This window comes from Pseudomonas sp. MWU12-2345, from assembly GCF_023242385.1.
GTDB classification, from domain to species: Bacteria; Pseudomonadota; Gammaproteobacteria; order Pseudomonadales; family Pseudomonadaceae; genus Aquipseudomonas; species Aquipseudomonas gingeri_D.
In genome coordinates this window covers 236,961-263,102 of the sequence record NZ_JALLJA010000003.1, presented here as the reverse complement: position 1 = coordinate 263,102, position 26,142 = coordinate 236,961, and the positions used below count along the sequence as shown (strand labels likewise).

Sequence of the window (26,142 nt, the reverse complement as noted above, 5' to 3'; positions counted from 1 at the left end):
AGAAACACCGGACCGGGCTTGCCCACGGCACAAGACGCGCCGTTGGCCGGCCCAGTGAGAACACGCTCAACGAAAGGATTCCGTCATGTCCCCCAAAACACCGATTCGCCCCGGCACCTCCGGCACCGGACAACCCGATCTGCCGGCCATCAGACTCCCCGAAATCAGCCCGGCGATACGCAACCGCCTGCCCGCCACCGGCACCCCGGTGCTGCCGAGCGCCCCCGGGGGCACACCGCCCGTCAGGCCGGTAGTGGCTCCCGTCGCACAAATCCCCGGCACGGCCCCCATTGCCATCAGCAGCATCGTCGGTCCCGTTGCCAACAGCCTATCGCCGGGCCGCCCCTTGAGCGCCTACTCAAGGCCCGCGCCCAAAGGCCTGCCGCCCGCCGACAGCGAAGGGTTTCGCGTGGCCCAGCAGCGCAAGTTCGTCAATCTCGAAGATGGCCAGGTGGTCATGGTCCGCTATGACGAAAGCGTCAGGTCCTACTGCGCCCAGGCGCGGGAAGAGTTCCTACCCTCGGGCCCGGCCTTGTACCGGGTCGCGGGCAGCGATATCTGGAAAGAAAACAGTGCTGCAACGGCCTTGCGTCAGTATCAACTGCCTGAGGAACATCGACTGGTTGTCGCCCGGGCGCCAGCCTTGTCGAACACCAGCAGTTCCCTCGTGCAAATCGCCACGAAGAAGAAGCTCGTGGAGCTGCGCGCACGGCTGCTGGCGAATTCCGACACTTTCTTCAGAAACAGCGCACTGCCGCCCGCGCCCACGCGCCCCCAGCCAAGCCGTGGCACCAGCCCTCGCGCAATGATCGAAGCCTTTTATCAAGACGCCGAAGGCTTGGTCCTCGGCGAAGTGCTGACCAGCCCGGGCAGCAAGCTGTTCCTGATCGAGAACATGGCCACCTTGGCTGAAAAAGGCGTGAAAACCCTTTATCTGGAACACCTCAGAACCGATATCGAGCAGATTCACCTGGACCACTTCCACAAAACCGGAATCATGAGCCATCAACTGGATACCCACTTGCGAGTACTGGGCACCGTGTATGGCAGCTCCTCGCCGGGCTTTTACAATTACCATCGCCTGGTCAGCACCGCGCAAGCTCACGGTATTCGGGTTCAGGCGCTCGATTGTGCGGCGAGCTACTCACTCTCGAAAGATGAACGCGCCCTGTTCGACCACGGACGGGTGATGGTCCAGCATGCCAATCAGGTCATCCACGCCGATCGGCTGAATGGCGCCGGGGGTAAATGGATTGCCCTGCTGGAAAACAAACATGCCAATAGCCGTCACTCCAGAATTGCCCCGGGACTGGCCATGGCCCAAGGCGTTATCGGCCTGCAGGTCGAAGATGTGGTGATCGGACCCGCGGCACAAACGCTGCTGCCGATCGCCTCCAGCACCACCCATACCAACTTCATCGGCGCCGACCTGAAACTGTCGGTAAAAGTACCCTGGAATGTCTCGTTTGAAGCTTCGCCCCGCTTCAGGGACTTGCTCAACCCCGAAATCCGCGAAAAAAAGGGTGTCGCGATAATGGACTCCGGCAATGCCACGAATAGCGTCAATCGCAATATCCGCAGCGAATTCTCTCGCCGCAAGGAACTCCTGGAGAAAACCGCCCAGGCCTTCTTTGCCCACACCCAGGTCATCCCTGGCCAACGCCCAGTGCCGCAGTTACCGGCAGAAAGTCCTCCGGCGCGGTTCCTTGAAAAAATCTACGAAAACAGCCAGGGACTGGTGCTGGGCGCTGGCGCCAAGTCAACCATGGCGAGGCAACTGCTGATCGACAACCTGCCGGTTCTCTCGAAGCTGCAGGTGCAAAGGATTTATGTACAGCACCTGATGAAAGACTTCGACCAGCAGCTTCTGGACGACTTTCACACCACGGGTGTGATACCCGACGAACTGAAGAACCTGCTTCGCAATGAGGACAGCAAGGACTCGATTGATCCGAAGGGCAAGTATTCACTGCGGCAATTGCTGGTCGGCGCTCGCCAGCACGGTATCAGGATCCAGGCACTGGACACGGCCATCAGCTATCCCGATGGGAAGCGCGTGCAGAACCGGGACCCGGCATGGAGTCCGAGCATCAGGCGCTTGTCCACCTTCAACTATATTGCCCACAAGCTGATCAGCGCCGACCAACAGCAATACGGTGCGCATCGATGGCTGGCGCTGGTGGAAAGTATCCATGTCAACACGCTCAGGCAAATACCCGGTCTGGCCGAATTACAAGGCGCGGTGGGCCTGCGTACTGTCGCCACGGGGGGGAAGCCGGCGCTACGGATCACGCCTGACAGCGGCGAAGTGGCGCTTTTTTCCAATGGGGTTCATCAGGTCCGCGCGGACCTGAAGCTGGAGATCAGTATTCAGTCCTCCCCCCTGCGCCCCAACCAGCACAACTCCAGGGAGTGTCTGCACAAGCCATCGGACTTCCTGATTGAAACCACCAACGAGGGTTTCCTGCTGGTCCAGAAACCTAAAGACAGGCCCTACACGGAGATCCCATTGATTGCCAGCGAAGGACAGTTCCCTGCCCCGGCCGGATCCGGTATTCCTGACAGCGAAAGATTCAGCAGCATTGGCGATCTGGTATGGCGGCTCAAGAGCATCGGCATGGTGCAGGTGGCCGGGACGCCCGGAGGCCTGCCCGGGACACTCAGGCTCGATACCCATCCTCAACTCCATCGACCTGGCATGTTTCTGTTCGGCCAGGTCGAGAACGGCCCCGTGCTGGTCTATCGCTCAACGGACCGCTCATTGAAGGTCATCCCGATCCTGCAAAAGGCCGGGATGCCCGACCAGCTCTGCCTTAAAGCACCAGCACTGGGCTACGACGGATCGGAAGTCTTTGACGATCTCGATCATTTGAAGCGCGAATTGATCTACGCGAAGAATCTGGACCCTTACATAGCCCATCACGATCTCTGAACAGTCGGCCCCCATCGCGCGCGGGGGCAAGCCTTCAACCCGCGACGGCCTGCGCCTCCATTTTCTGGCGCAGGCTCAGCGGGCGCATATCGGTCCAGACCTCTTCGATATAGTCCAGGCACTCTTTCTTGAAACCGCTTTTACCCACGGCGCGCCAGCCATTGGGGATCGCCTTGTAGTCCGGCCAGATGGAATATTGCTCCTCGTGGTTGACCACTACCTGGAAGAGGATGTCGTCGCGGTCGAATACTGAAGTCATTGCTGTTCTCCGTCGTGTGGGGATGAGGCCGCGCCCGCTGCGCAGCGCTCGTGTAGAAGGAAACGTTGAAGCCCGGCAAAAAATTAGAGGCCGGCCACCGCCGCCGCCAGCGCATCACCGAAAATCCGTGCCACTTCGTCAATCTGAGGCGCGCTTATCACCAGGGGCGGCAAGAACCGCACCACGCCACCGTGACGCCCGCCCAGTTCGAGAATCAGCCCGCGCTTGAGGCATTCGCGTTGAATCAGCGGCGCCAGGCGCGCAAAGGCTGGCGGATGACCCTGGGCATCCGGGGTACCGCTCGGATCGACCAGTTCGACCCCCAGCATCAGGCCGCGCCCACGGATATCGCCCAACTGCGGGAAGTCCCGCTGCAGGATGCGCAGGTGCTCGCTCAAACGCGCGCCCATGGCCGCCGCGTGGGCCGGCAGGTCGTGTTCCTTGAGATAACGCATCACCGCGGAACCGGCGGCCATGGCCATCTGATTGCCACGGAAGGTCCCGGCATGGGCGCCCGGGGCCCAGGTGTCGAGCCAGTCGCGATAGACCATCACTGCCAGGGGCAGGCTGCCGCCAATGGCCTTGGACATCACCACCACGTCCGGAATGATGCCGGCGTGTTCAAAGGCGAACATCTTGCCGGTACGCCCGAAACCGCTCTGGATTTCGTCGACGATCAGCGCCACGCCGGCCTGCTCGGTGATCCGCCGCAGGCCGCGCAGCCAGTCGAGGTCCGCCGGGATCATGCCGCCCTCGCCCTGCACCGCCTCGACAATGATCGCCGCCGGCAACTGCACGCCGCCCTCGGGATCGTTCAGCAGGTTTTCCAGGTAATGCAGATTGACCTTGACCCCCTGCGCGCCACCCAGGCCGAACGGGCAACGGTAGTCGTAGGGATACGGCAGGAACTGCACGCCATTGCCCAACAGTGCACCCAGCGGTTTTTTCGGCCCCAGGCTGCCCATCAGGCTCAAGGCGCCCTGGCTCATGCCGTGGTAGGCGCCCTGGAAGGACAGGATGGTGCTGCGCCCCGTGGCCGTACGCACCAGTTTCAGCGCGGCCTCCACCGCATCGGTGCCGGTGGGGCCGCAGAACTGGATCTTCGCCTCCTTGGCCAGGGCCTCGGGCAACAAGCCGAACAGGTCCTGGACAAACTGGTCCTTGACCGGCGTGGTCAGGTCGAGGGTGTGCAGCGGCAGCTCATCGGCCAGGACCTGCTGGATCGCCTCGATCACCACCGGGTGGTTGTGCCCCAAGGCCAGGGTCCCGGCACCGGCCAGGCAGTCGATGAAACGGCGGCCCTCGACATCCTCGACATACAGGCCCTTGGCGCGCTTGAGCGCCAGGGGGATACGCCGTGGGTAGCTGCGAGCGTTGGATTCCTGGCGACTCTGGCGGGCCAGGATCGGCGACTCGTCGAACTGATAGAGCGTTCCAACCGGCAGCTGACTGGCACCCACCGGTAATTTTTCGATAAGGCTGGTAGCGACTGACATCTCTCGATCCCTCAATACTCTGCTGATAGTGACCAAAACCCTGTGCCCGCGCGCGGGTGCGCGCAGGCTTTGTGTTCTGGAAACGCACCGGCGCCGCCAGGATTTACACCCGGGCGACGCTTTGCATCAGGAGTTTTTCAGGAGAGGGGGTTCAGACCGCCTGCAACGGCATGGTCAGTTCGACCCGCAGCCCGTCGGGACGGCTGTCGAAGTGCAGCACGCAGCCGCAACGCTGGACGATGGCGTTGACAATCGCCAGCCCCAGGCCGCAACCGGTGCTGGTGCTGTTGCGCCAGAAACGTTGGGTCAGGTGTTGCAGATCGTCCGGGGCGATACCCGGGCCGTGGTCGCGGACCTGGAAGCGCACGCGGTTGCCGATGGTTTCCACATTCAATTCCACTGGCGCATCCCCCGGTGTGTGGCGCAGGGCATTGTCCAGCAGGTTGCGCAAGGCGGCGATGGACAGGGTCGAGGGCATTTCCAGCGGCGCCGCGGAGAAGTTTTCCGCGAGGTGCAAGGCAATGCGACCACGATTGCCATTGGCCGAATCCTGGATCGCCAGGCGCGCCACCTGCTCGGCATTGCACTGCACACCATCGTCGAACGACAGGCTGCCTTCGACCCGCGCCAACAGCAGCAATTGCTCGAGGGTCCGGTGCAGGCGGTCGGCGCCGGCCTCGGCGTGGGCCAGGGACTGGTCACGGGCCGCGCCTTCGGTCATGCGCGCCACTTGCAGGTGGGTCTTGATCGCGGTCAGCGGGCTGCGCAGTTCGTGGGCGGCATCGCCGGTCAGGCGGCGCTCGCGCTCGATGGTCTTGCCGATACGCTGGAACAGCTGGTTCTGGGTGTCCAGCAGCGGCTGCAATTCCCGGGGCAGCGGCTGCACCTGCAAGGGTTCGAGGGAGTCGGGGCTACGGCGCATCAAGGCATCGCGCATGCGATTGAGCGGCGCCAGGCCCTGGCCGATCCCCAGCCACAGCAGGCACAGGCAACCCACCAATGCCACACCGACCGGCACCGAGGCCGCCAGCAGCACCGAGAGGTTCAGCGCCTCGCGTTCGACCTGGCGGTCGGCGGTGGTGATATGCACGTCGCCGCGCACCAGGGTGAAGCTGCGCCAGGGCGCGCCGTCGATCATCTGGTCATGGAAACCGGCGGTCTGGTCCTCCAGGGCCTGTTCCGGGTTGTTGTGGCTGCGGGCCAGGATCTCGCCGCGCAGGGAGCTGACCTGGCAGGCCATGCCACCGGGGATATTAAGCTGTTCGGCGCTGAAATGGGTGCCGTCGCCCTTGGTCGAAATCGGCGGCAACTGCTCCAGCAACCCGGCGACCATGCGCGCCGAAGCCACCAGGCGCTGGTCGAGGGAAAACATCATCTGGTGGCGCAGGTCGCTGAGCATCCAGGTCGCGGCCAGGGCCCAGATCAGGATAAACGCCGCGCCGATGGTCAGGCTCAGGCGCAGACGCAGGCTCATCATGACGCGGTGTCCTCGTTACCCGCCGGGCCCAGTCGATAGCCGAGGCCGCGAACGGTTTCGACAATGCCGTTGCCGAGCTTGCGGCGCAGGTGGTGGATATGCACGTTCAAGGCATTGCTTTCCAGCTCGTCGCTGAAACCGTAGACGCTGTCTTTCAGTTGCTCGCTGGAGAGGACCCGGCCGCGGTTGTGCAGCAGCGCCTGCAACAGCGCCTGCTCACGGCGCGACAGGTCCACCGGCTGGCCGCCGAGCAGGGTCACGCGGCTGCTCGGGTCGTAGCTCAGGGCGCCGTGCTCGATCAGGTTGACGCTGCGCCCGGCCACGCGCCGCAACAGGGTTTGCAGGCGGGCGAAGAGTTCGCGCAGGTCGAAGGGCTTGAGCAGGTAATCGTCGGCGCCGGCCTGCAGGCCGTCGACCCGGTCGGTCACCGAGTCGCGGGCGGTGAGGATCAGCACCGGTATCTCCAGGCCCTTCTGGCGCAGTTGTGCCAGCAGCTTCAGGCCGTCTTCGTCGGGCAGGCCGAGGTCAAGTACCATCACGTCGAACTCGGCCGCGCGTAACATGGCCCGCGCCGCCGCGGCGTTGGCGACATGCTCGACGATCATGCCCTGGGCGGTCAGTCCGGCCTTGATGCCGCTGGCGATCAGTTCATCGTCTTCGCAAACCAGTACGTGCATGGGGATACCTGCGCAAATGTGTCGATTGGAACGCAAATGGATTAAGCGGCGATTATGCCGCCAATGCCCGCAGAATAGTTAATCACCCGGTGCCTACAAAGTCCGTGTACAACCCGGATAATATCGGGTTAATGATCGGTTAATCGCCTGCTTGCAGGCTTGCCCCACTCGCCACGGTTCTAAGGCTTTTTTATGCGTTGGTTGTTGACCTTTGTTTTTGTCCTTTTCGCAGGCCTGGCCCAGGCCGGTAACGATCCGTTCGCGGTAAAAAAGCCGGACTTCCTGCCCGTCGGCCAGGCCTTCGCCTTCAGCACCGAGACCCTGGCCTCGGGACAAACCCGGCTGTACTGGCAGATCACCGACGGTTATTACCTCTACCAGAAACGCCTGAAGCTCGACGGCCTCGACCCGGCCCAGCGGCCCGCGCTGCCCGAGGGCGAGCACCATAGCGACGAGTTCTTCGGCGACCAGCAGGTCTATCGCAGCGAACTCGAGCTGCTGATCCCGGCCGGCGCCACGGGCAAGGTCACCGTGGGCTGGCAAGGCTGCGCCGACGCCGGCCTGTGCTACCCGCCACAAAGCCAGGTCGTCGACCTGGGCGGCAAGGCCCCGGTGTCCACGGCGCCAGGCCAGGCTCAGGCGCAGGATCAATCCCTGGCCGCCAACCTGCAGCACAACGCCCTGGGCTGGAGCCTGCTGGCCTTCTTCGGCCTCGGCCTGCTGCTGGCGTTCACCCCGTGCATGCTGCCGATGCTGCCGATCCTCGCCGGCCTGGTAGTGGGCAGTGGCGCCAGTCCAAGGCGCGGCTTTGCCCTGGCCGGCAGCTATGTGATCTGCATGGCGCTGGTGTATGCCGCACTGGGCATGCTCGCGGCCCTGCTCGGCGGCAACTTGCAGGCGCTGCTGCAACAACCCTGGTTGCTGGGCAGTTTCGCCGCATTGTTCGTGGTGCTGGCCCTGCCGATGTTCGGTTTCTTCGAACTGCAATTGCCGGCGGCCCTGCGTGACCGCCTGGAAAACGCCGGCAGTGGCCGTCGCGGCGGCAGCCTGGTGGGGGCCGGGATACTCGGCGCCCTTTCCGGCCTGCTGGTCGGCCCGTGCATGACCGCGCCCCTGGCCGGTGCCCTGCTGTATATCGCCAAGAGCGGCAATATCGTCGAAGGCGGTCTGGTGCTGTTCACCATGGGCATCGGCATGGGCTTGCCGCTGTTGCTGCTGGTGACCGTCGGCAACCGTTTCCTGCCCAAGCCGGGATCCTGGATGGACCGGGTCAAGGCGGTGTTCGGCTTCCTGTTCCTCGGCACCGCCGTGCTGATGATCCGCCCGGTGGTCAGCGAACCCCTGTGGCTCGGCCTGTGGGGCGCGTTGCTGCTGATCATCGCCTGCAGCTGCATCTGGCAACAGACCCGGCAGCCGGGCCCCACCGCCCTGCTGAGCACCTGCGCCGGCGTCCTGCTCGGCCTCTGGGGTTCATTGCTGGTGGTCGGGGCGGCGGGTGGCAGCACCGAGCTGTGGCGACCGTTGCACGTCTATACCGGGGCGGCCGCGGCCAACGGCGCGACAGCGGCCCACGATGCCTTTATCACCCTCAATGACCCGGCTGCCCTGCAGCGCGAACTGGACACGGCCAAGGCCCGGGGCCAATGGGTGCTGGTGGACTACTACGCCGACTGGTGCGTGTCGTGCAAGATCATGGAGAAAACCGTCTTCTCCAACGCCGAGGTCCAGGCGGCCCTGGGCGATGTCCGACTGGTGCGCCTGGATGTGACCAACGACAACCCCGCCAGCCGCGAGCTGCTCGGCCGCTATGAAGTGCCGGGACCACCGACCCTGCTATGGCTCGCACCGGACGGCCAGGAACGCCGGGCCAGCCGGATTACCGGCGAAGTCGATGCCAAGGCTTTTCTCCAGAACTGGAACAGCACACGGGATGCTCGCTGATGCTCACCCTGACCCTCGGTACCTTCGCGTTGTCGATCAACCACCTGCTGTTGTTGCTCGCCCTCGCCCTGGCGACGCTGGTGGGCTGGCGGGTGGCGAAACGCAGCGGTGACAACCCGGAGTCGGTGCTGTTCGGTCTGTTCATGCTGGCCATGCTGGTGGCGCGGATCAGTTTCGTGATCGCCTACTGGAGCTATTTTCGCGAAGATCCGTTGCAGGTGCTGGATATCCGCGACGGTGGTTTCCTCGCCTGGCCGGGGGTGCTGGCGCTGCTGTCGGGCACCGTGCTGTTCTGCTGGCGACGTCCGGCCCTGCGCCGGCCGCTGGGTTTCGGCCTGGGCAGTGGCCTGGCGTTCTGGCTGCTGGCCAGCCTGTCGATGACCCTCTACGAACAAGGCACCCGCCTGCCGGAAATCACCCTGCGCAATGCCCAGGGCCAGGAGGTGCAATTGCGCGACTACCAGGGCGGCCCGCTGGTGATCAACCTCTGGGCCACCTGGTGCCCGCCGTGCCGACGGGAAATGCCGGTGCTGCAAAAAGCCCAGCATGAACGCCAGGACGTGACCTTCCTGTTCGTCAACCAGGCCGAAAGCATGCAGAGCGTCAGCACCTTCCTGATGACCCAGGGCCTGAACCTGGACAACGTGCTGTTCGACGGTACCGGCAAGCTGGCCCAGAGCGTCGGCTCCATGGCCCTGCCCACCACCCTGTTGTACAACGCCGAAGGCCGCCTGCTGGGTACTCACCTGGGCGAATTGTCCCAGGCCAGCCTGGCCCGGGCCCTGGAAAACTTCGGTCCGCCCAAATCCACTTCGGCCACACCGGCCACCGCAAGGAAACCGCTATGCCCTTCAACCGCCACCTGCTGAACCTGAGCCTGAGCACCGCACTGGGCGCGTTGCTGCTGCAAGCGCCCATGGTCCAGGCCGAAGAACTGCCCGCGCCGATCAAGAGCATCGAAGCCAAGGGCGCGAAAATCGTCGGCAGCTTCGACGCACCGGGTGGCCTGCGGGGTTATGCCGCCCAGTTCCAGAATCGGGGCATGGCCCTGTACCTGACCGCCGATGGCAAGAATGTGGTCGCCGGCAACCTGTATGACGCCAACGGCAACGACCTGAGCCAGGCGCCGCTGCACAAGCTGGTGTACGGGCCGATGGCCAAGCAGGTCTGGGGGCAGATGGAGAAGAGCAGCTGGATCGAGGACGGCAAGCCGGATGCACCGCGCACCGTCTATCTGTTCAGTGATCCGAACTGTCCGTACTGCAATATGTTCTGGGAACAGGCACGGCCGTGGGTCGACTCGGGCAAGGTGCAATTGCGCCATATCATGGTCGGGATTATCCGCGAGGACAGCGCGGCCAAGGCGGCCGCGCTGTTTACCGCCAAGGACCCGCAACTGGCCCTGCATGACCATGAGAAGGCCGGCAAGGGCAGCAAGCTCAAGCCGCTGGACACGATCCCGGCACCGATCCAGGCCAAGCTCGATGCCAACATGAAGTTGATGGAAGACCTGGAGTTGTCGGCGACCCCGTCGATTTTCTATCTCGATGAGAATGGTGATCTGCAACAGCAGCAGGGTGCACCGTCACCGGACAAGCTGCTGAAGATTCTCGGGCCGAAGTGATTCGCGGCCAAGCTCCAGACGGCTGGGCCTGACGCTATCTGGCGCCAAAACACGTGACTGTAGGAGCAGGGCTTGCCCGCGAAGCTTTTGGCGTCCTCACGGGCCTCTTCGCGAGCAAGCTCTGCTCCTACAGGTTTTGCAGTGTATTCAGGTTCCCTACTCCGGCACCCTTACAACCCCTCCAGCTCCGCCATCAGGTCGCTCAGGCGATCAACCTTATCCTCGCTGATCCCATTGGCTTCCAGCCCGTCGATATACGCCGCCAACGCCTCCACCGTGCCGCACTCGAACATCGCCCGCAGCGGCACATTGCGCTGCAGGACCTTCTGCACCCGTGAAGCGATCTGCGTGGCCAGCAACGAATGCCCGCCCAGTTCGAAGAAGTTGTCGCGTACACCGACCTGCTCGACCTTCAGCACTTCGGCCCAGACCCCGGCCAGAATCTGCTCCAGTTCATTGCGCGGCGCCAGATAGTCCTGGCTGGCCAACTGGCCGATCTCCAGGACCGGCAAGGCCTTGCGATCAAGCTTGCCATTGGCGTTCAACGGCAGCGCGTCCAGCCATAACCAGTGCAACGGCACCATGTACTCCGGCAACTCGGCCCGCAGGCGCTGGCGAATCCGCTCCAGCCGCTCGTTTACCCCCAGCACCGAATCCGTCGCCACCAGGTAACCTACCAGGTGCTTGCCGTTGCCCCCCTCCTGAACCCCGACCGCCGCCTCGCGGACCTCCGGCTGTTCATGCAGGCGTGCCTCGATTTCCCCCAGTTCGATCCGGTAACCACGGATCTTCACCTGATGGTCGATCCGCCCGACATACTCCAGCACCCCGTCAACACGGCGCCGTGCCAGGTCACCGGTGCGATACAAGCGCTCACCCGGCCCACCGAATGGATGCGGCACAAACACCAGCGCGGTGCGCAACGGATCGCTGACATAACCGCGACCGACCCCGATCCCGGCCACGCACAACTCGCCCACCGCCCCCGGCGGCACCAGTTCATCGGCACCGTCGAGCAGGTACAGACGGTTGTTGTCGGTCGGCAGGCCGATCGGCAGGTAGCTGCCCCGCGTCGAGGCCTCGTCGACCCGGAAAAACGCCACATCATCCGAGCACTCGGCCGGACCATAGGCATTCACCAACCCGACCTGTGGATAGCGTTGCAACCACTGATGGGCCAGCTCGGGCGGCATCGCCTCGCCGGTCGGCAGCAACCAGCGCAGGCCGTCAAGGCTGACCGGGTCGAGGGCGAGCATGCCCTGGATCAGCGACGGCACGCTTTCCAGCACACTGATGCCCTGCTCCCGGACATGCTCCAGCAAAGCTTGCGGATCATGGGCCAGGGCATTCGGCACGATAGCCACCTGAGCGCCGAACAACGGCGCCGCCAGGAACTGCCAGACCGAGATATCGAAGCTTTGCGAGGCCGTCTGGGCAATCACATCCGCCTCGCTCAGTTGCAGGTACGGCACCTTGCTCAACTGGTTGTTGAGCATGCCGCGCTGCTCCACCATCACGCCCTTGGGCAGGCCGGTGGAGCCGGAGGTGTAGATCACGTAGGCCAGATTATCCGGGGCGCTGTGGATACCCGGGTTGGACGACGCATATCCCCCTTCCTGGACGTCTTCCCAGACCAGCAGCTTCGGTCGCAGCGGCTCGGCGAACTCCGCCAGCAAGGCCCGCGCCTGCTCCAGGCAATCCCGGGTGCAGACCAGCAACGGCGTGCGGCTCAATTCGACAATCCGGCTCAGGCGCTGGCCCGGCAAGCCCGGGTCCAGCGGCAGGTAGCCGGCGCCGGCCTTGAAGCTGCCGACGATCATGCCCAGCAGTTCCAGACCCCGTTCGGCCAGCAGCGCCACGGGCTGATCGAGACCGACACCGGCTTGAATCAGCGCATGGCCCAGGCGGTTGGATGCCAGGTTCAGTTGCTCGTAACTTTGCTGTTGATCCCGGCAGCTCGCCACGATCCGTTGCGGATGTTCCTCGACCCGTGCCTCGAACAGCGCCACATAACTCTGCTCCAACGGATAGGCCCGTTCGCTCTGGTTGCAGCCGTGCAACAGAAATTCCCGCTCCTCTTCAGCCAGCAGCGGCAAGTCGGCCATATCGCCGTGCAAACCGTCCATCAAGGCCAGCAACAGGCGCTTGAACTCACCGAGCAGACGCTCGATGCTGGCCTCCTCGAAATAACGCCGGTCGTAGGACAGGTGCAGCCCGAGGTCATCGCCCGGATAACAGACCGCCGTCAGCGGGAAGTTGGTGTGGGTCCGACCCGAATCCGAAGTGGCATTGAAGCTCTGCGCATGGTCGAGTACCGAGACCTGCACCGGGGCGTTCTCGAACACGAACAGGCTGTCGAACAACGGCTGGCCCTTGGGCAGCTCGCTGTGTTCCTGGATATTCACCAACGGCAGGTATTCGTACTCGCGCAGTTCCATATTGTGCGCCAGCAAGCCGCTCAACCAATCACGCACACGGCAGGTCACGCCGTCCCGGGGCAGTTTCACCCGCAGCGCGATGCTGTTGATAAACAGGCCGACGGTGCGTTGCATCTGCGGCATATCCACCGGACGACCGGCCACGGTCACACCGAACAGCACGTCGCGATCACCGCTGAAACGACGCAGGACCAAAGCCCAGGCCGCCTGGGCAAAGGTGTTCACGGTCAGCTGATGCTGCTGGGCCAACTCCCGCAAACGTGCGCCATCGCGGACATCGAGACGGGTATGGCAATCCCCTACCCGCATCCCTCCGGTGGCTCCCGCATGCTCGCGCAGGAACGGCCGGTCACTCGGAATATGGGTGGCCCGCTCGAAACCTTGCAGGTTGTGTTTCCACCACTGCCGGGCCTGCACCAGGTCCTGGCGTTGCAGCCAGCCGATATAGTCGCGGTAGCGCGGCGGCTGCACCAGTTGCGCCTCACGGCCCTCGCCCATGGCCATGTAGATTTCAAAGAAATCGTCCATCAGCAACGAGCGGCACCAGGCATCGATGAGGATATGATGGTTGCTCATCATGAACCAGTAGCGCGCCGCGCCGACCTTGATCAGGCGCAGGTGGAACGGCGCCTCACGGAGCAGATCGAAACCGGCTTCGCGCTCGCTTTCGAGCAAGGCTTGAAGACGCGGCTCATGGCCGGCCTCGGCTTCAAGGCTCCAGTCCAGGTATTCGAAAGGCGTGCTGCCCGGCTTGTGGATAACCTGCAACATGTCCTCGCCGACGTTCCAGCAGAAGGAAGCGCGCAGGGCTTCGTGACGGGCGATCACCTGCCGCCAGGCCTCGGCGAAGCGCTGCGGGTCCAGTTCGCTGTCGATGCGGTAGCGGTCCTGCATGTAATAGAGGCCGGTGCCCGGTTCCAGCAAGGTGTGCAGCAGCAGGCCTTCCTGCATCGGCGTCAGCGGGTAGACGTCCTCGATCCGCGCGGCCGGCACCGGCAGTGCATCGAGCTGCGGCTGGGTCAGGCGCGCCAGGGGGAAGTCCGATGGGGTCAGGCCGCCGTTGCCGTCTTTCAGGCAATGTTCGATCAGGCTGTCCAGTTCGCCCAGGTAGGCCTGGGCCAGCTCGGCGACGGTCTGTGGGGCGAGGCGTTCGCGGCTGAAGGTCCAGCGCAGGACCAGCTCACCGCCATACACCTGGCTGTCGATACTCAACTCGTTGGGCAGCGGTGCCTCAGGCGAATGGGCTTGCCCCACCGATTCGTCCAGCGGCCGGAACAGCGCCTCGTCGCCAAAGCTCTGGTCGAACTGCCCCAGGTAGTTGAAGGTGATCGCCGCCTGCGGCAAGGCCGCCATCGCCGCGCGATGCGCCGGATCGGCCAGATAACGCAGCACGCCATAACCCAGGCCCTTGTGCGGCACGCCGCGCAATTGCTCCTTGATTGCCTTGATCGAGGCGCCCTGCCCGGCGCCCTCTTCGATCAGGCACGGGGTCAGGCGCACCGGGTAGGCACTGGTGAACCAGCCCACGCTGCGGGTCAGGTCGATTTCGTCGAACAGGGTTTCGCGGCCATGGCCTTCGAGCTGGATCAGCGCCGAGTCGCTGCCGGTCCAGCGGCAGATCACCCGCGCCAAGGCGGTCAGCAGCAGGTCGTTGACCTGGGTGCGATAGGCCGCCGGAGCCTGTTGCAACAAGGCCCGGGTGCGCGCCGCCGGCAGGCGCACGCTGAGGGTTTGCCCATGACGGTTCTGCAACCCGCCCCGGCGGTTCGTGCCCGGCAGTTCGCTCCCAGGTCCAGCCAGTTGCGCCTGCCAGAGGGTCATCTCTTCGCGCAGCGATTCACTGCCGGCATAGGCCCGCAAGCGCACCGCCCAGTCGCGCAAGGCACTGGTCTTGGTCGGCAGTTGCAAAGCCTGGCCTTCGATCAATTGGGCATACGCCGTTTGCAGATCGTCCAGCAGGATGCGCCAGGAAACGCCATCCACCACCAGGTGATGAATGGCCAGCAGCAGGCGTTGTTCACCCTGCGGCCCGTCCACCAGCAAGGCCCGCAGCAGCGGTCCCTGTTGCAGGTCGAGGCTGCGCTGGGCTTCGCTGTACAGCTCGGTGCACTGCGCCCAATCCATGACACGGACCTGCTGCAACACACTGACGTCCTTTGGTACCGCGTACTCCGCCAGCCATTGGCCGTGGGGGCGGGTAAAGCTCAAGCGCAACGCGTCATGGTGCTCCAGCAGGATCAGCAGCGCCTGTTCCAGGGCATGGGGTTCGAGGACACGGGTCGGCGCCAGCAAGACCGCCTGGTTCCAGTGCTGGCGTTCGGCAATTTCATTGTCGAAGAACCAGTGCTGGATCGGTGTCAGGCCCGAGGCGCCGCTGAGCAGGCCTTGTTCGGCGACGATCCGCTCGCTGCGGGTGGCCGCCGCCGCCAGGCTTTGCACGGTCTGGTGCTGGAACAGGTCGCGGGGGCTGAAATGAATCCCCTGCGCCCGCGCCCGGCTGACCACCTGGATCGACAGGATCGAGTCGCCGCCCAGTTCGAAGAAGTTATCGTACAGACCCACTGGCGAGAGGTTCAGCACTTCGCTCCAGATAGCCGCCAGGGACTGCTCCAGTTCGTTGCCTGGCGCCACATAGTGCTGGCGGTTGAGCTCCGGGTCCGGTGCCGGCAAGGCGCGGCGATCCAGTTTGCCGTTGCCGGTCAGCGGCATCTGTTCCAGCAGGATCAGGTGCGCGGGGACCATATAGTCCGGCAGTTGGCGCTTGAGATGCAGTTTGAGGGCTTCACGCAAGGCAGCCTGTTCGGTCTCGCCCTGCTCGACCACGTCGCTGGTCAGATACGCCGCCAGTTGCCGGCCGCCCGGCATTTCCAGGGCGAGGACCACCGCCTCGCGAATCGCCGGATGTTCCAGCAGACGGTTTTCGATTTCCCCCAGTTCGATGCGGAAACCGCGAATCTTCACCTGATGGTCGACCCGGCCCAGGTACTCGACCTGGCCGTCGGCCAGCTGCCGGACCCGGTCACCGGTGCGGTACAGGCGTCCGCCATCGGCCGAGAACGGATCGGCGACAAAACGCTCGGAGGTCATGCCGGGACGCGCATGGTAACCCTGGGCCAGGCCCGCGCCGCCGACATACAGCTCACCGGTAGCGCCTTGTGGCAGCAATGCCAGGTCCTCATCGAGGATAAACGCCACACGCGCCCCGACCACGCGGCCAATCGGCACGCTGGCGGCACCCTCCTCCAACTGCTCGGGAGCGAGACTGGCCAGGGGCATGACCACGGTTTCCGTCGGGCCGTAGGCATTGAAGAACAGTTGTGGCTTGAAGGCCGCGCGAATCCGCTGCAGGTGCTCGCCGGTCAGGGCTTCGCCGCCGGTGATGCACAGGCGCACCGGCAAGGTCCGCTCCTGGGTCGCCAGCCATTGGGCCAACTGGCTGCCATAGCTGGGAGTAAAGCCGAGGACATTGACCCGCTGTTCGTCGATCAGTTGGCAGATCTGCTCGGCATCCCATTGTCCCTGGGCCCGCAGTACCACTCGGGCACCGCTGAGCAGCGGCACCAGCAGGCGTTCGGTGGCGGCATCGAAGTTGATCGAATAGAAATGCAGTTCGCAATCGTCGGGACGCATCTCGAAACGCCGGATCACCGCCTGGCAATGCATGGCGATTTCGCCGTGGGATACCACCACGCCCTTGGGTTTGCCGGTGGAGCCGGAGGTGTAGATCAGGTACGCCTGGTGCTGCGGCAGATTGATAAACGGTAGTTCGGTGGCGGGATAGTCGGCCAGGGCCGTAGCATCTTGTTCCAGGCACCAGCTTGCCACACCGATCGGCAGCGGTCCGAGGGCGTCGAGCAACGCGGTGTGGCTCAGCAGCAAACCGACGCTGCTGTCTTCGATCATGTAATGCAGGCGGTCCAGCGGGTATTCCGGGTCCAGCGGCACATAGGCGCCGCCGGCCTTGAGAATCGCCAGCAGGCCGACCACCAGGTCCAGCGAGCGCTCCAGCGCCAGCCCGACCCGCACCTGCGGGCCGACGCCCTGCTCGCGCAGGCGCCAGGCCAGGCGATTGGCGCGGCGGTCGAGTTCGCCGTAGCTCAGGGTCTCGCCGGCAAAGGTCAGCGCCGGAGAGTCCGGACGGGCCAGGACCTGCTGGCCGAACAGGCCCTGGATGCACTGGTCCAGGCGCTGTTCGCCGGCCTCGTTGCCCAGGCTGTCATGCAACGCCTGTTGCTCCTCGGCCTGCAACAGCGGCAGCTCGCAGAGGCGTTGTTGCGGATCCTCCAACAAGGCCCGCAGCAGGTTGCGCCAGTGCCCGGCCATACGGGCAATACGCGGCTCGTCGAACAGATCGGTGCTGTAGGTCAGGCAGCAACCCAGGCGCTGGTCGAGGTCGGTGACTTCCAGGTTGAGGTCGAACTTGGTCGCCCGCGCATCGTTGACCAGGTATTCCACGGCCATCTCGCCCAGGCGCCGGCTTTGCTGGAACTCCCAGCGCTGCACATTGCACATCACCTGGAACAGCGGGTTGTAGGCCGCGCTGCGGGGCGGTTGCAGGGCTTCGACCAACTGGTCGAACGGCAGGTCCTGATGGGACTGGCCTTCGATCACGGTATGCCGGACCTGCTCGAACAGCTCGCCGACGCGCATCTGGCCGTCGAGCTGGCAACGCAGCACCTGGGTATTGAGGAAGGCGCCGATCAGGCCTTCGCTTTCCGGACGGATCCGGTTGGCCACCGGCGCGCCGATGCGCAGGTCGCCCTGGCCGCTGTAGCGATAGAGCAGCACGGCCAGGGCGGCGGTCATGGTCATGAACAGGGTCAGGCCGTGCTCGGCATTGAAGGTACGAACCCGCGCGGCCAGGGCATCGTCGAGGTCGAAGCGGTACAGCTCGCCATGGTGGCTTTGCACCGGCGGCCGCGGACGGTCGCCGGGCAGTTCGAGCAACGGGTGTTCGTTGCCCAGTTGCGCGGTCCAGTAATCCAGCTGGCGCTGGCGCTCGCCGGACTCCAGCCATTCGCGCTGCCAGGCGCTGTAGTCCAGGTATTGCACGGCCAGCGGCGCCAACGGCGATTCGCGGCCTTCGACAAAGGCTTCATAGAGCGCGCTCAGTTCCCGGGCGAAGATATCCATCGCCCAGCCTTCGGTGACGATATGGTGCAGGGTCAGGACGAAGTAATGCTCCTGTTCCCCGGCCTTGACCAGGCAGGCGCGCAGCAAGGGTCCGGTTTCCAGGTCGAATGGCTGGTGCGCCTCGCTGTCCGCCAGTTGCCGCAGACGCTGCTCGCGGGTGACGGGGTCGAAGGCGGAGAAGTCCTTCAGGGCCAGGCTCAGACCGGTCTCGGCCGCGACCCGCTGGCAGGCCACGCCATCCACGCTCGGGAAGGTGGTGCGCAGGGTTTCGTGGCGCAGGATCAACGCCTGCAACGCCGCCTCGAAACAGCCCAGGTCGAACACACCGCTGAAGCGCGCCATGCCGCCGACGTTGTAGGCCGGGCTGTCCGGTTCCATCTGCCAGAGGAACCACATGCGCTGCTGGGAATAGGACAAGGGCACCGGCCGGCTGCGGTCGACCGGCTGGATCGCGGTTTGCAGATTACGCCGACCGGCCCCCTGGATCAGCCGGATCTGTTCGGCAAAGGCCCCCAGTTCGCTGGCTTCGAACAGCACCCGTAGCGGCAGCTCGACATCGCAGGCCTGGCGGGTGCGGGAAATGATCCGGGTGGCCAACAACGAATGGCCGCCCAGGGCAAAGAAGTCGTCCCGCAGGCCGATACGCGGCTGGCCGAGCACTTCGCGCCAGATCGCGGCGATCTGCTGCTCCAGCGCACTTTGCGGCTCCAGATGCTCGCGCACCTGCCATTGCGGTTCCGGCAAGGCCTGGCGATCCAGCTTGCCGCTGGGGCTCAGGGGCATGGCGTCGAGGCGCACCAGTTGCGAGGGCACCATATAGTCCGGCAGCTCGGCGGCCAGTACGCTCTTGAGGCGTTCGCTCTGCTGCGCTTCGGACTCGGCGCTGGCGGGGCTGGTGTAGTAGCCGATCAACTGCGCACCGGCCGCGGTTTCGCGTACCAGTACCACGGCCTGGGCCACCTCTTCTTGGGCCAGCAGCCGCGCTTCGATTTCCTGCGGTTCCAGACGCAAGCCACGCAGCTTGACCTGCTGGTCGAGACGGCCGAGGTATTCCAGCACGCCCTCGGCATTCCAGCGCACCCGGTCGCCGGTACGGTACAGACGCGCGCCCGCCTCTCCCAGTGGATCGGCGACAAAACGCTCGGCCGTCAGCCCCGGCCGTCCCAAGTAACCCCGGGCCAGGCCGATACCGCCAATGCACAGCTCCCCGGGAACACCGGCGGGCAGTGGGTTGAGGTCGGCATCGAGGACCCGGGCAATCACGTTGCCCAGCGGCCGGCCGATGGGCGAACGTTCGCCGTCCGTGACCTGGCAGTGCCAGTGGGTCACATTGATCGCGGTTTCGGTCGGGCCGTAGCGGTTGTGCAAACGCACATTCGGCAAAGCCTCCAGGGTCCGGTCGCGCAGCTCGGCGGGCAAGGCTTCGCCACCGGAAAACAGCCGCCGCAAACTGCCGCAAGCGGGCACCTGCGGCTCATGAACGAAGAGTTGCAGCAGCGCCGGGACGAAATGCAGCGTGGTCACGCCGTAGGTCTGCACCAATTGCGCGATACGCTGGGGATCACGGTGTTCGCCGGGGCCGGCGAGCACCAGGCGGCAGCCGCTGATCAGCGGCCAGAAGCATTCCCAGACCGACACGTCGAAGCTGATCGGGGCCTTCTGCATCAGCACATCGCTGTCATCCAGCGCGTAGGTCGCCTGCATCCATTGCAGGCGCTCGGCCAGGGCCGCGTGGGTGTTGCCGACCCCCTTGGGCTGGCCGGTGGAGCCGGAGGTGTAGATCACATAGGCGAGGTGCTCGCCTTCCAGGTGCAGGCCCGGTGCCTGGCTCGGCCAGGTGTCGAGCTTGAGCAGGTCGAGGGCGATGGCACTGACCCCGGGGGCCACCGGCAAGCTGTCGAGCAGATGACTCTGGGTCAGCAGCAGTTCGACGCCGCTGTCGGCGAGCATATAGGCCAGGCGCTCGGCCGGGTAGTCCGGGTCCAGCGGCACATAGGCGCCGCCGGCCTTGATGATGGCGAGCAGGCCGATCAGCAGTTGCGGCGAGCGCTCGACGGCGATGGCCACCCGCACGTCCGGGCCGACGCCCTTGTCCCGCAGGTAGTGGGCCAGGCGATTGGCCTGGGTGTGCAGGCTGGCGAAGTCGAGACTGCCGCCCTCCCATTGCAGGGCAATGCGTTCCGGGGTCAGTCGGGCCTGTTGCTCCAGCAGTTCCGGCAACCATTGCCGGGCCGGGGCACAGGCCGCCGCGCCCCATTCGATCTGCCGTGCCTGTTCGGTGTTATCCAGCAGTTGCACATCAGCAATAGCCCGTTGCGGTTGGGCGCAGACTTCACGCAGCAGGCTGACGAAATGTCCGGCCAGGCGCTCGATGGTCGGCGCGTCGAACAACTCGTCGGCGTAGTCGAAGGACAGGCTCAGGCGCCCGCTGCGGTCTTCCTCACTGTGTAATTGCAGGTCGAACTTGGCCTCGCGGCTGTGCCAGGGCAGCTCGTCGGCCAGCAGGCCGGGCAAGCGGCGCAAGGCCCCGAGGTCGCGTTGCTGGTGGTTGAACAGGACCTGGAACAGACCCTGTTCGCGGGCCTGCGGGAAGGCTTCGAGCAGTTGCTCGAACGGCAGGTCCTGATTCGCCTGGGCTTCGAGGGTGGCCTGGCGGGTGCGGGCCAACAGTTCGCTGAACGGCAGGCGCGCGTCCAGCTCGACCCGCAGCACCAGGGTGTTGATAAAGAAGCCGATCAGCCCCTGGGTTTCCAGGCGCGGACGGTTGGCGCCGGGCACGCCGATGCGAATGTCCTGCTGGCCGCTGTAGCGGTGCAGCAGGCCCTGGAACACCGACAACAACAGCATGAACGGCGTCGACTCGAAGGCCTGGGCGGTCTGGCGCACGGCCTCGCCCAGCGTCTTGTCCAGGCGCAGGGTCAAGCGTTCGGCGCTATGGCGCTTTTGCGCCGAGCGCGGGTGATCGGTGGCCAGGCTCAGGGTCGGCAGTTCGTCGCCGCCCAGGCGGGCTTTCCAGTAATCCAGCTGCCGCTGGCCTTCGCCCTGGGCCAGCCATTGGCGCTGCCAGCCGGCGTAGTCGGCGTACTGCAGGGACAGTGGCGCCAGCTCCGCGACCTGGCCTTGGGTCGCCGCGGCGTAAAGCCTGGCGAACTCGTCCATCAGGATATTCAGCGACCAGCCGTCGGCGATGATGTGGTGCATCGTCACCAGCAACTGATGTTCCTGGTCGTCCAGGCGCACCAATGTCACCCACAGCAACGGGCCGTTTTCCAGATCGAATCGAGTGCGCGCTTCGTCCTCGCGGATTTGCCGGGCGCGGGCTTCACGGGCGTCGGCGGGCAAGTCGCCGAGGTCGATGCATTGCAATTCGAAGGTGACCTTGGCCTCGATCCGTTGCAGGGCCTGACCGTCGCGTTCGAGGAACCGCGTGCGCAGGGATTCGTGACGGTCGATCAATTGCTGGAAGCTGCTGCGCAGCGCTGCTTCATCCAGCTCACCGCGCAGGCGCAGGGCACCGGGAATCGTATAGGCGCTGCTCTGCGGGTCCAGTTGCCAGAGGAACCACAAGCGGTTCTGGGCCAGGGATTGCGGCAGGTCCTGGTTTCGCGACAGCACGGCAATCGCGCCCTGGGCCAGGCCGCCGTCCTGCTGCAAGCGCGCCACTTGTGCGCTGAAGTCGCCGAGGGTCGGCGCTTCGAACAACAGGCGCAGGTTCAGTTCGATACCCAACGCCTCGCGCAGGCGGGCCACCACCTGGGTCGCCAGGATCGAGTTGCCGCCCAACAGGAAGAAATGGTCGTCGCTGGCGACTTGCGTCACCTGCAACAGCTCGGACCAGATTCGACCGATCAGGGCTTGCAGTTCATCGCCGGCGTTATCTGCCGCCAGGGCGACGTCCGGCTCCACGCCTGTCGTGCGATCCGGGAAGACGGCATAGGCGTCGAGGCTGCCATCGGCCAGACGGCTGCGGCAGGCCGAACGTTGCAACTTGCCGCTGGAAGTTTTCGGCAAAGCCCCGGGATTGAGCAGCACCACCACGCTCGGCGCTTGTTGATAGGCCTCGGCCACGGCCTGGCGGATCGCCTTGATCAGGGCTTCTGGCGGCAGGGTCTTGCGCACGCTGCGGCTGATCTCGGCGGCGATGCCGATGCCCTCCTCGCCCCGTTCGGTGACCGCAAACGCCGCGACCCGGCCTTTGCGCACCACCTCCACTTCCCGCTCGATGGTCTTTTCGATGTCCTGGGGATACAGGTTGTGACCACGCACGATCAGCATGTCCTTCAGGCGCCCGGTGATGTAAAGCTCACCGTCGCGCAGGAAACCCAGGTCGCCGGTGCGTAGCCAGGTCGCCCCGGCGTGCTCGACAAAGGTCTTGGCCGAGGCTTCGGAATTGCGCCAGTAACCCCGGGCAATACTCGGCCCGGTGGCCCAGACCTCACCGACCTGATTGTCGGCCAACACGTGCAGAGTGTTCGGTTCGACCACCTGCACGGCATGCCCGGGCTGGCCGGTGCCGCAACTCATCACCGCGTTGCCGTCGCCCGGTTGCGCGCGATTCTGCGCCAGGGCCGCATCGTCCAGGCGCAGGGCGGGAATCCCCCGGCCACGCTGGCCACCGGCAACGAACAAAGTGGCTTCCGCCAGGCCATAGGAGGCGAACCAGGCATCGGCGCTGAAACCGCAAGGCTCGAATTGCTCGGCGAAACGCTCCAGGGTGTCGAGGCGAATCGGCTCGGAACCGGAATAGGCCACCCGCCAGCTTCTCAGGTCCAGGCGCGCCAGCGCGCTGTCGCTGACCCGCTCGCTGCACAGCCGATAGGCGAAGTCCGGGCCGCCGCTGATGGTGCCGCCGTATTCGCTGATCGCTTCCAGCCAGCGCAATGGGCGAGCGAGGAAATAGGCCGGGGACATCAGCACACAGGGCACGCCGCTGAAAATCGGTTGCAGCAGCCCGCCGATCAGGCCCATGTCGTGGTAAAGCGGCAGCCAGCTGACGATCACGTCATCAGGATTGAGATCGATACCGAAACCGCGACGGATCAGTAGTTCGTTGGCCATCAGATTGCCGTGGCTGACCTGCACGCCCTTGGGAAACGCGGTGGAACCCGAGGTGTATTGCAGGAAGGCGATGCCGTCGGCATGCAGTTCGGGCGGGATCCAGTCAGCCGCCAGCGCGCTGTCCAACTGATCGACACAGAGCAGGCGCGGGGCGTCGCCGGCGGACAGTTCATCCATCTGCAACAACGGTTCGCGCAAGGCTTCCTGGGTCAGGACCAGGCGTGGCTCGGCATCGGCAATAATCGACAGCAGGCGTTCCTGATGATGACGACGGGCGGATTCCGGCGGATAGGCCGGCACCGCGATCACCCCGGCGTAGAGGCAACCGAAGAACGCCGCGACGTAATCCGGGCCGCTGGGAAACAGCAGGACCGCGCGGTCCCCAACCTCGGCCTGGGTCTGCAACGCTGCCGCAATGGTCCGCGCCCGCAGGTCCAGGTCGCGGTAACTGAGCACGGCGCCCTGCTCCTGGTTCTCGGCGAGAAAGCGCAAGGCCAGCCGCTCCGGCGTCTGCGCCGCGCGACGTTGAAGGGCCTGGGCCAGGGTACTGGGGAGGTCGAACGCATCCATCATGGTATTCCTGCCTGAAGTCGGCCGGCCCGGAGTCTTGAAGACGGGCAGGCCGATTGAATATGAGACGTGAAAAATAAAGGTGAGGCGCAAAGCCCCGGGTCAGCCCGTCGCCCAGGCCAACTGACGCCGCGTGCCATTACGCCAGCGGGCCAGATGCTCGTCGGCATAACGCCGCAGGCAACGCAGCAGCGCGGCTTCCTGATCGATCAGGTAGAAGTGATGACCGTCGAACATATCCAGGGAGAAACCGGTGCCGGTTTCTTCCTGCCAGTCGAGCAGCTCATCGGCGCGGATACTGTCCTGCTTGCCGCCGAACACATGGATCGGCAGCGGCAGCGGCGCGCGCTGGCCGTAGCTGAAACTGCCGCAGAGCAGGAAGTCGGCGCGCAGGATTGGCAGCATCAACTGCATCAGGTCGCGGTTGGCCAGGGTTTCCTCGGCCGTGCCCTTGAGTTCGCGCAGCCGCTCGAGCAGTTGTTCATCGGTTTTCGCCACGGCGTACTGGCTGACATCGCGCCGCACCGGCCCGGCGGTCGCCGAAACGAACAGCGCCAACGGCAGCGGCAAGCCACGCTCGTGCAGGACGTGCAGCAACTCGAACGCCAGCAGGCCGCCAAGGCTGTGGCCGAACACGGCATAGGGCTGGTCGAGATCAACGGCGATCTCCTCGGCCAACTGCCCGGCCAGGGTCCTGATATCGCTTTGCAGCGGCTGGTTCATGCGCATGCCGCGCCCCGGCAACTCCAGCGGCGAGACCTGCAGCCACTGCGGCAGCTTGCGCCGCCAGCGGTGGTAGAACGTGGCGCTGGCACCGGAGTAAGGAAGGCAGAACAGTCGCAGTCCGGGGGAGGTGTTCATGCCCAGCCACCCTTGATGAAAACCATGTCGCCCTCCTCGAAGATACCGATCCTGGACCGTGCGGGTGCCCGGCCTGTTCTCCATGAGAACGGATGGCCCGAGGGAATAATTAGTCCCGGTCGCCCTCTGCAAGGCCGGTGGCAGAGCACAATGAACAGGCAGGTATCAAGCGGCACACAATATGATTAGTTATTTTTCTCATTTGACAATCATTATCATTCATCCTACTTTTATGTCCGCCACGCCGGGCACCTCTCACGGCACTGCCCCGCTACCTACTCGCTACAAGGTGATTTCCATGATGGAACATGTACCCACAAGCAAGTGCGACTCACCGCTACTGCAGGCCTTTGTCGACAACCGTCTGATCCTGGTCAAGATTGCCGCGCGCATCACCGGCTGCCGCTCTCGCGCCGAGGACGTGGTGCAGGACGCGTTTTTCCGCCTGCAGTCGGCGCCGCAGATCACCTCCTCGTTCAAGGCCCAGTTGAGCTACCTGTTCCAGATCGTGCGCAACCTGGCCATCGACCACTACCGCAAGCAGGCGCTGGAGTTGAGGTATTCGGGGCCGGAAGAGGAAGGCTTGAATGTGGTGGTCCAGGGTGCGTCGCCGGAAAACTCGCACATCAATTTCCGCACACTGGAAAATATCGCCGATGCCCTCGGCGAGTTGCCGCAGCGCACCCGCTATGCGTTCGAGATGTACCGGCTGCACGGCGTGCCGCAGAAGGACATCGCCAAGGAGTTGGGGGTTTCACCGACCCTGGTGAACTTTATGATTCGCGATGCGCTGGTGCATTGCCGCAAGGTCTCGGGAACCCGCGGCAACAGCCTGGCAGGACGTTAAGCAGGGACTACTGGCCCGCCACCGCAGCAGCGGCCGGCATCACCGTGATGCGATAAGGCTGGAAGATTTTCAGCAACTCGCCGCTGTCATGCAGGCGCTGCAACAGCTTGCCGAACGCCTCGCCACTGATGGGCGCTTGCGGACGCAGGATCGCGTAGTGATGGTAGACCTGGTCGATCCGCTCGGAGATCAGCAACTCCTTGGCCACATCCGGGTTGCGGATCAGGTAGTCGGACAGGTAGGAGCGGGTCACCAAGGCGATATCGGCCCGCCCGCGCAGCACCATCAGCAGATTGGCGTCATGGGAGTACGTCAGGGTGGCGTTGTAGGTGTCGGCGAGGAACTTGGGGTCGGCGTTGAAGCTGGCAAACTCGTAGTGGTAACCGCTGAACAGGGCCAGGCGCTTGCCCTTGAGGTCGGCAAAGTAGCTTTCGTTGCGATCCGGCTCACGCTGGGCGACAAACACTTCGGCGTCCTCCAGCCCCATGTCGACCGCTGTATGCGGAATATCCTTCCAGCCCCAGGCCGGATTCTCGAAGATCGCCATATCGGTCCGGCCCTGCTGCAGATCACCGAAACGACGCGGAATCGAGGTCGGCACCAGGGTGAACTGGTAATCGCTCTGCAACTTGTTCAAGGCCTCGGCCAGCTGCGGCAACAAGCCGGTATCGGCGCCCTGCTCGGGTCGGATGGTGTAGGGCGGGAAATGCGCGGCGCCGATACGAACCAGTTGGGCCGCCGAAACCGGCAAGACCACCAACACCGAGAGCGCCAACAACAGGATCCGGGAAACCGTGCGCACAGGCAGGACGTTCAAAGGCACACACCT

Annotated in this window: 12 protein-coding genes; 5 read left to right on the top strand and 7 right to left on the bottom strand. The window is 64.6% G+C overall.

Translation table 11 applies throughout. The annotated features are described in order from the left end of the window. Positions 1-532: 532 nt before the first annotated feature. A complete protein-coding gene (locus tag M5C71_RS09555; protein WP_248767697.1) occupies positions 533-2,932 on the top strand; it encodes a membrane-targeted effector domain-containing toxin in 2,400 nt (799 codons plus the stop codon). A 34-nt stretch (positions 2,933-2,966) separates the two neighbouring features. Here M5C71_RS09555 and M5C71_RS09550 read toward each other — a convergent pair whose 3' ends face one another. From M5C71_RS09550 to M5C71_RS09535, 4 genes are all read right to left on the bottom strand, one after another. Then, positions 2,967-3,191 (bottom strand): MbtH family protein, encoded by a 225-nt coding sequence (locus M5C71_RS09550; protein ID WP_103496885.1) that lies wholly within the window; start codon positions 3,189-3,191, stop codon positions 2,967-2,969. A gap of 83 nt (positions 3,192-3,274) precedes the next feature. Then, on the bottom strand, positions 3,275-4,687 hold the full coding sequence (locus M5C71_RS09545; protein WP_177103070.1) for an aspartate aminotransferase family protein: 1,413 nt from the start codon (positions 4,685-4,687) through the stop codon (positions 3,275-3,277). A 151-nt stretch (positions 4,688-4,838) separates the two neighbouring features. Further along, positions 4,839-6,164 carry an ATP-binding protein gene (locus M5C71_RS09540; protein WP_178129724.1) on the bottom strand — a complete coding sequence of 442 codons (1,326 nt, stop codon included), beginning with the start codon at positions 6,162-6,164 and terminating at the stop codon, positions 4,839-4,841. After that, complete coding sequence (locus M5C71_RS09535; RefSeq protein WP_103496883.1) at positions 6,161-6,841, bottom strand: response regulator; 681 nt, start codon at positions 6,839-6,841, stop codon at positions 6,161-6,163. Before M5C71_RS09535 ends, M5C71_RS09540 begins: the two co-directional genes overlap by 4 nt. 192 nt (positions 6,842-7,033) lie before the next feature. On the opposite strand from M5C71_RS09535, the gene dsbD reads away from it, so the two are divergent. The 3 genes from dsbD to dsbG are packed head-to-tail and all read left to right on the top strand — an operon-like array spanning position 7,034 to position 10,406. Next, on the top strand, positions 7,034-8,782 hold the full coding sequence (gene dsbD, locus M5C71_RS09530; protein ID WP_103496882.1) for a protein-disulfide reductase DsbD: 1,749 nt from the start codon (positions 7,034-7,036) through the stop codon (positions 8,780-8,782). Next, on the top strand, positions 8,782-9,651 hold the full coding sequence (locus tag M5C71_RS09525; RefSeq protein ID WP_103496881.1) for a TlpA disulfide reductase family protein: 870 nt from the start codon (positions 8,782-8,784) through the stop codon (positions 9,649-9,651). The genes dsbD and M5C71_RS09525 overlap by 1 nt, the downstream gene beginning before the upstream one ends. Further along, entirely contained in the window at positions 9,627-10,406 is a 780-nt protein-coding gene (gene dsbG, locus M5C71_RS09520) for a thiol:disulfide interchange protein DsbG (protein WP_248767696.1), read from the top strand. The genes M5C71_RS09525 and dsbG overlap by 25 nt, the downstream gene beginning before the upstream one ends. Before the next feature lie 170 nt (positions 10,407-10,576). Here the strand turns inward: dsbG and M5C71_RS09515 are convergent, their stop codons facing one another. Both M5C71_RS09515 and M5C71_RS09510 read right to left on the bottom strand, forming a co-directional pair. Then, positions 10,577-23,608 carry a non-ribosomal peptide synthetase gene (locus M5C71_RS09515; RefSeq protein WP_248767695.1) on the bottom strand — a complete coding sequence of 4,344 codons (13,032 nt, stop codon included), beginning with the start codon at positions 23,606-23,608 and terminating at the stop codon, positions 10,577-10,579. Positions 23,609-23,707: 99 nt separating this feature from the next. Then, positions 23,708-24,466 (bottom strand): alpha/beta fold hydrolase, encoded by a 759-nt coding sequence (locus M5C71_RS09510; RefSeq protein WP_103499701.1) that lies wholly within the window; start codon positions 24,464-24,466, stop codon positions 23,708-23,710. A gap of 298 nt (positions 24,467-24,764) precedes the next feature. Here M5C71_RS09510 and M5C71_RS09505 point away from each other — a divergent pair, with 298 nt between their 5' ends. Further along, complete coding sequence (locus M5C71_RS09505) at positions 24,765-25,313, top strand: RNA polymerase factor sigma-70 (RefSeq protein ID WP_103499700.1); 549 nt, start codon at positions 24,765-24,767, stop codon at positions 25,311-25,313. 7 nt (positions 25,314-25,320) lie between these two features. Here M5C71_RS09505 and M5C71_RS09500 read toward each other — a convergent pair whose 3' ends face one another. Then, the gene (locus M5C71_RS09500; protein ID WP_248767694.1) at positions 25,321-26,130 is read right to left on the bottom strand and encodes a transporter substrate-binding domain-containing protein; all 810 of its coding nucleotides are present in this window, start codon (positions 26,128-26,130) and stop codon (positions 25,321-25,323) included. Positions 26,131-26,142 lie beyond the last annotated feature (12 nt).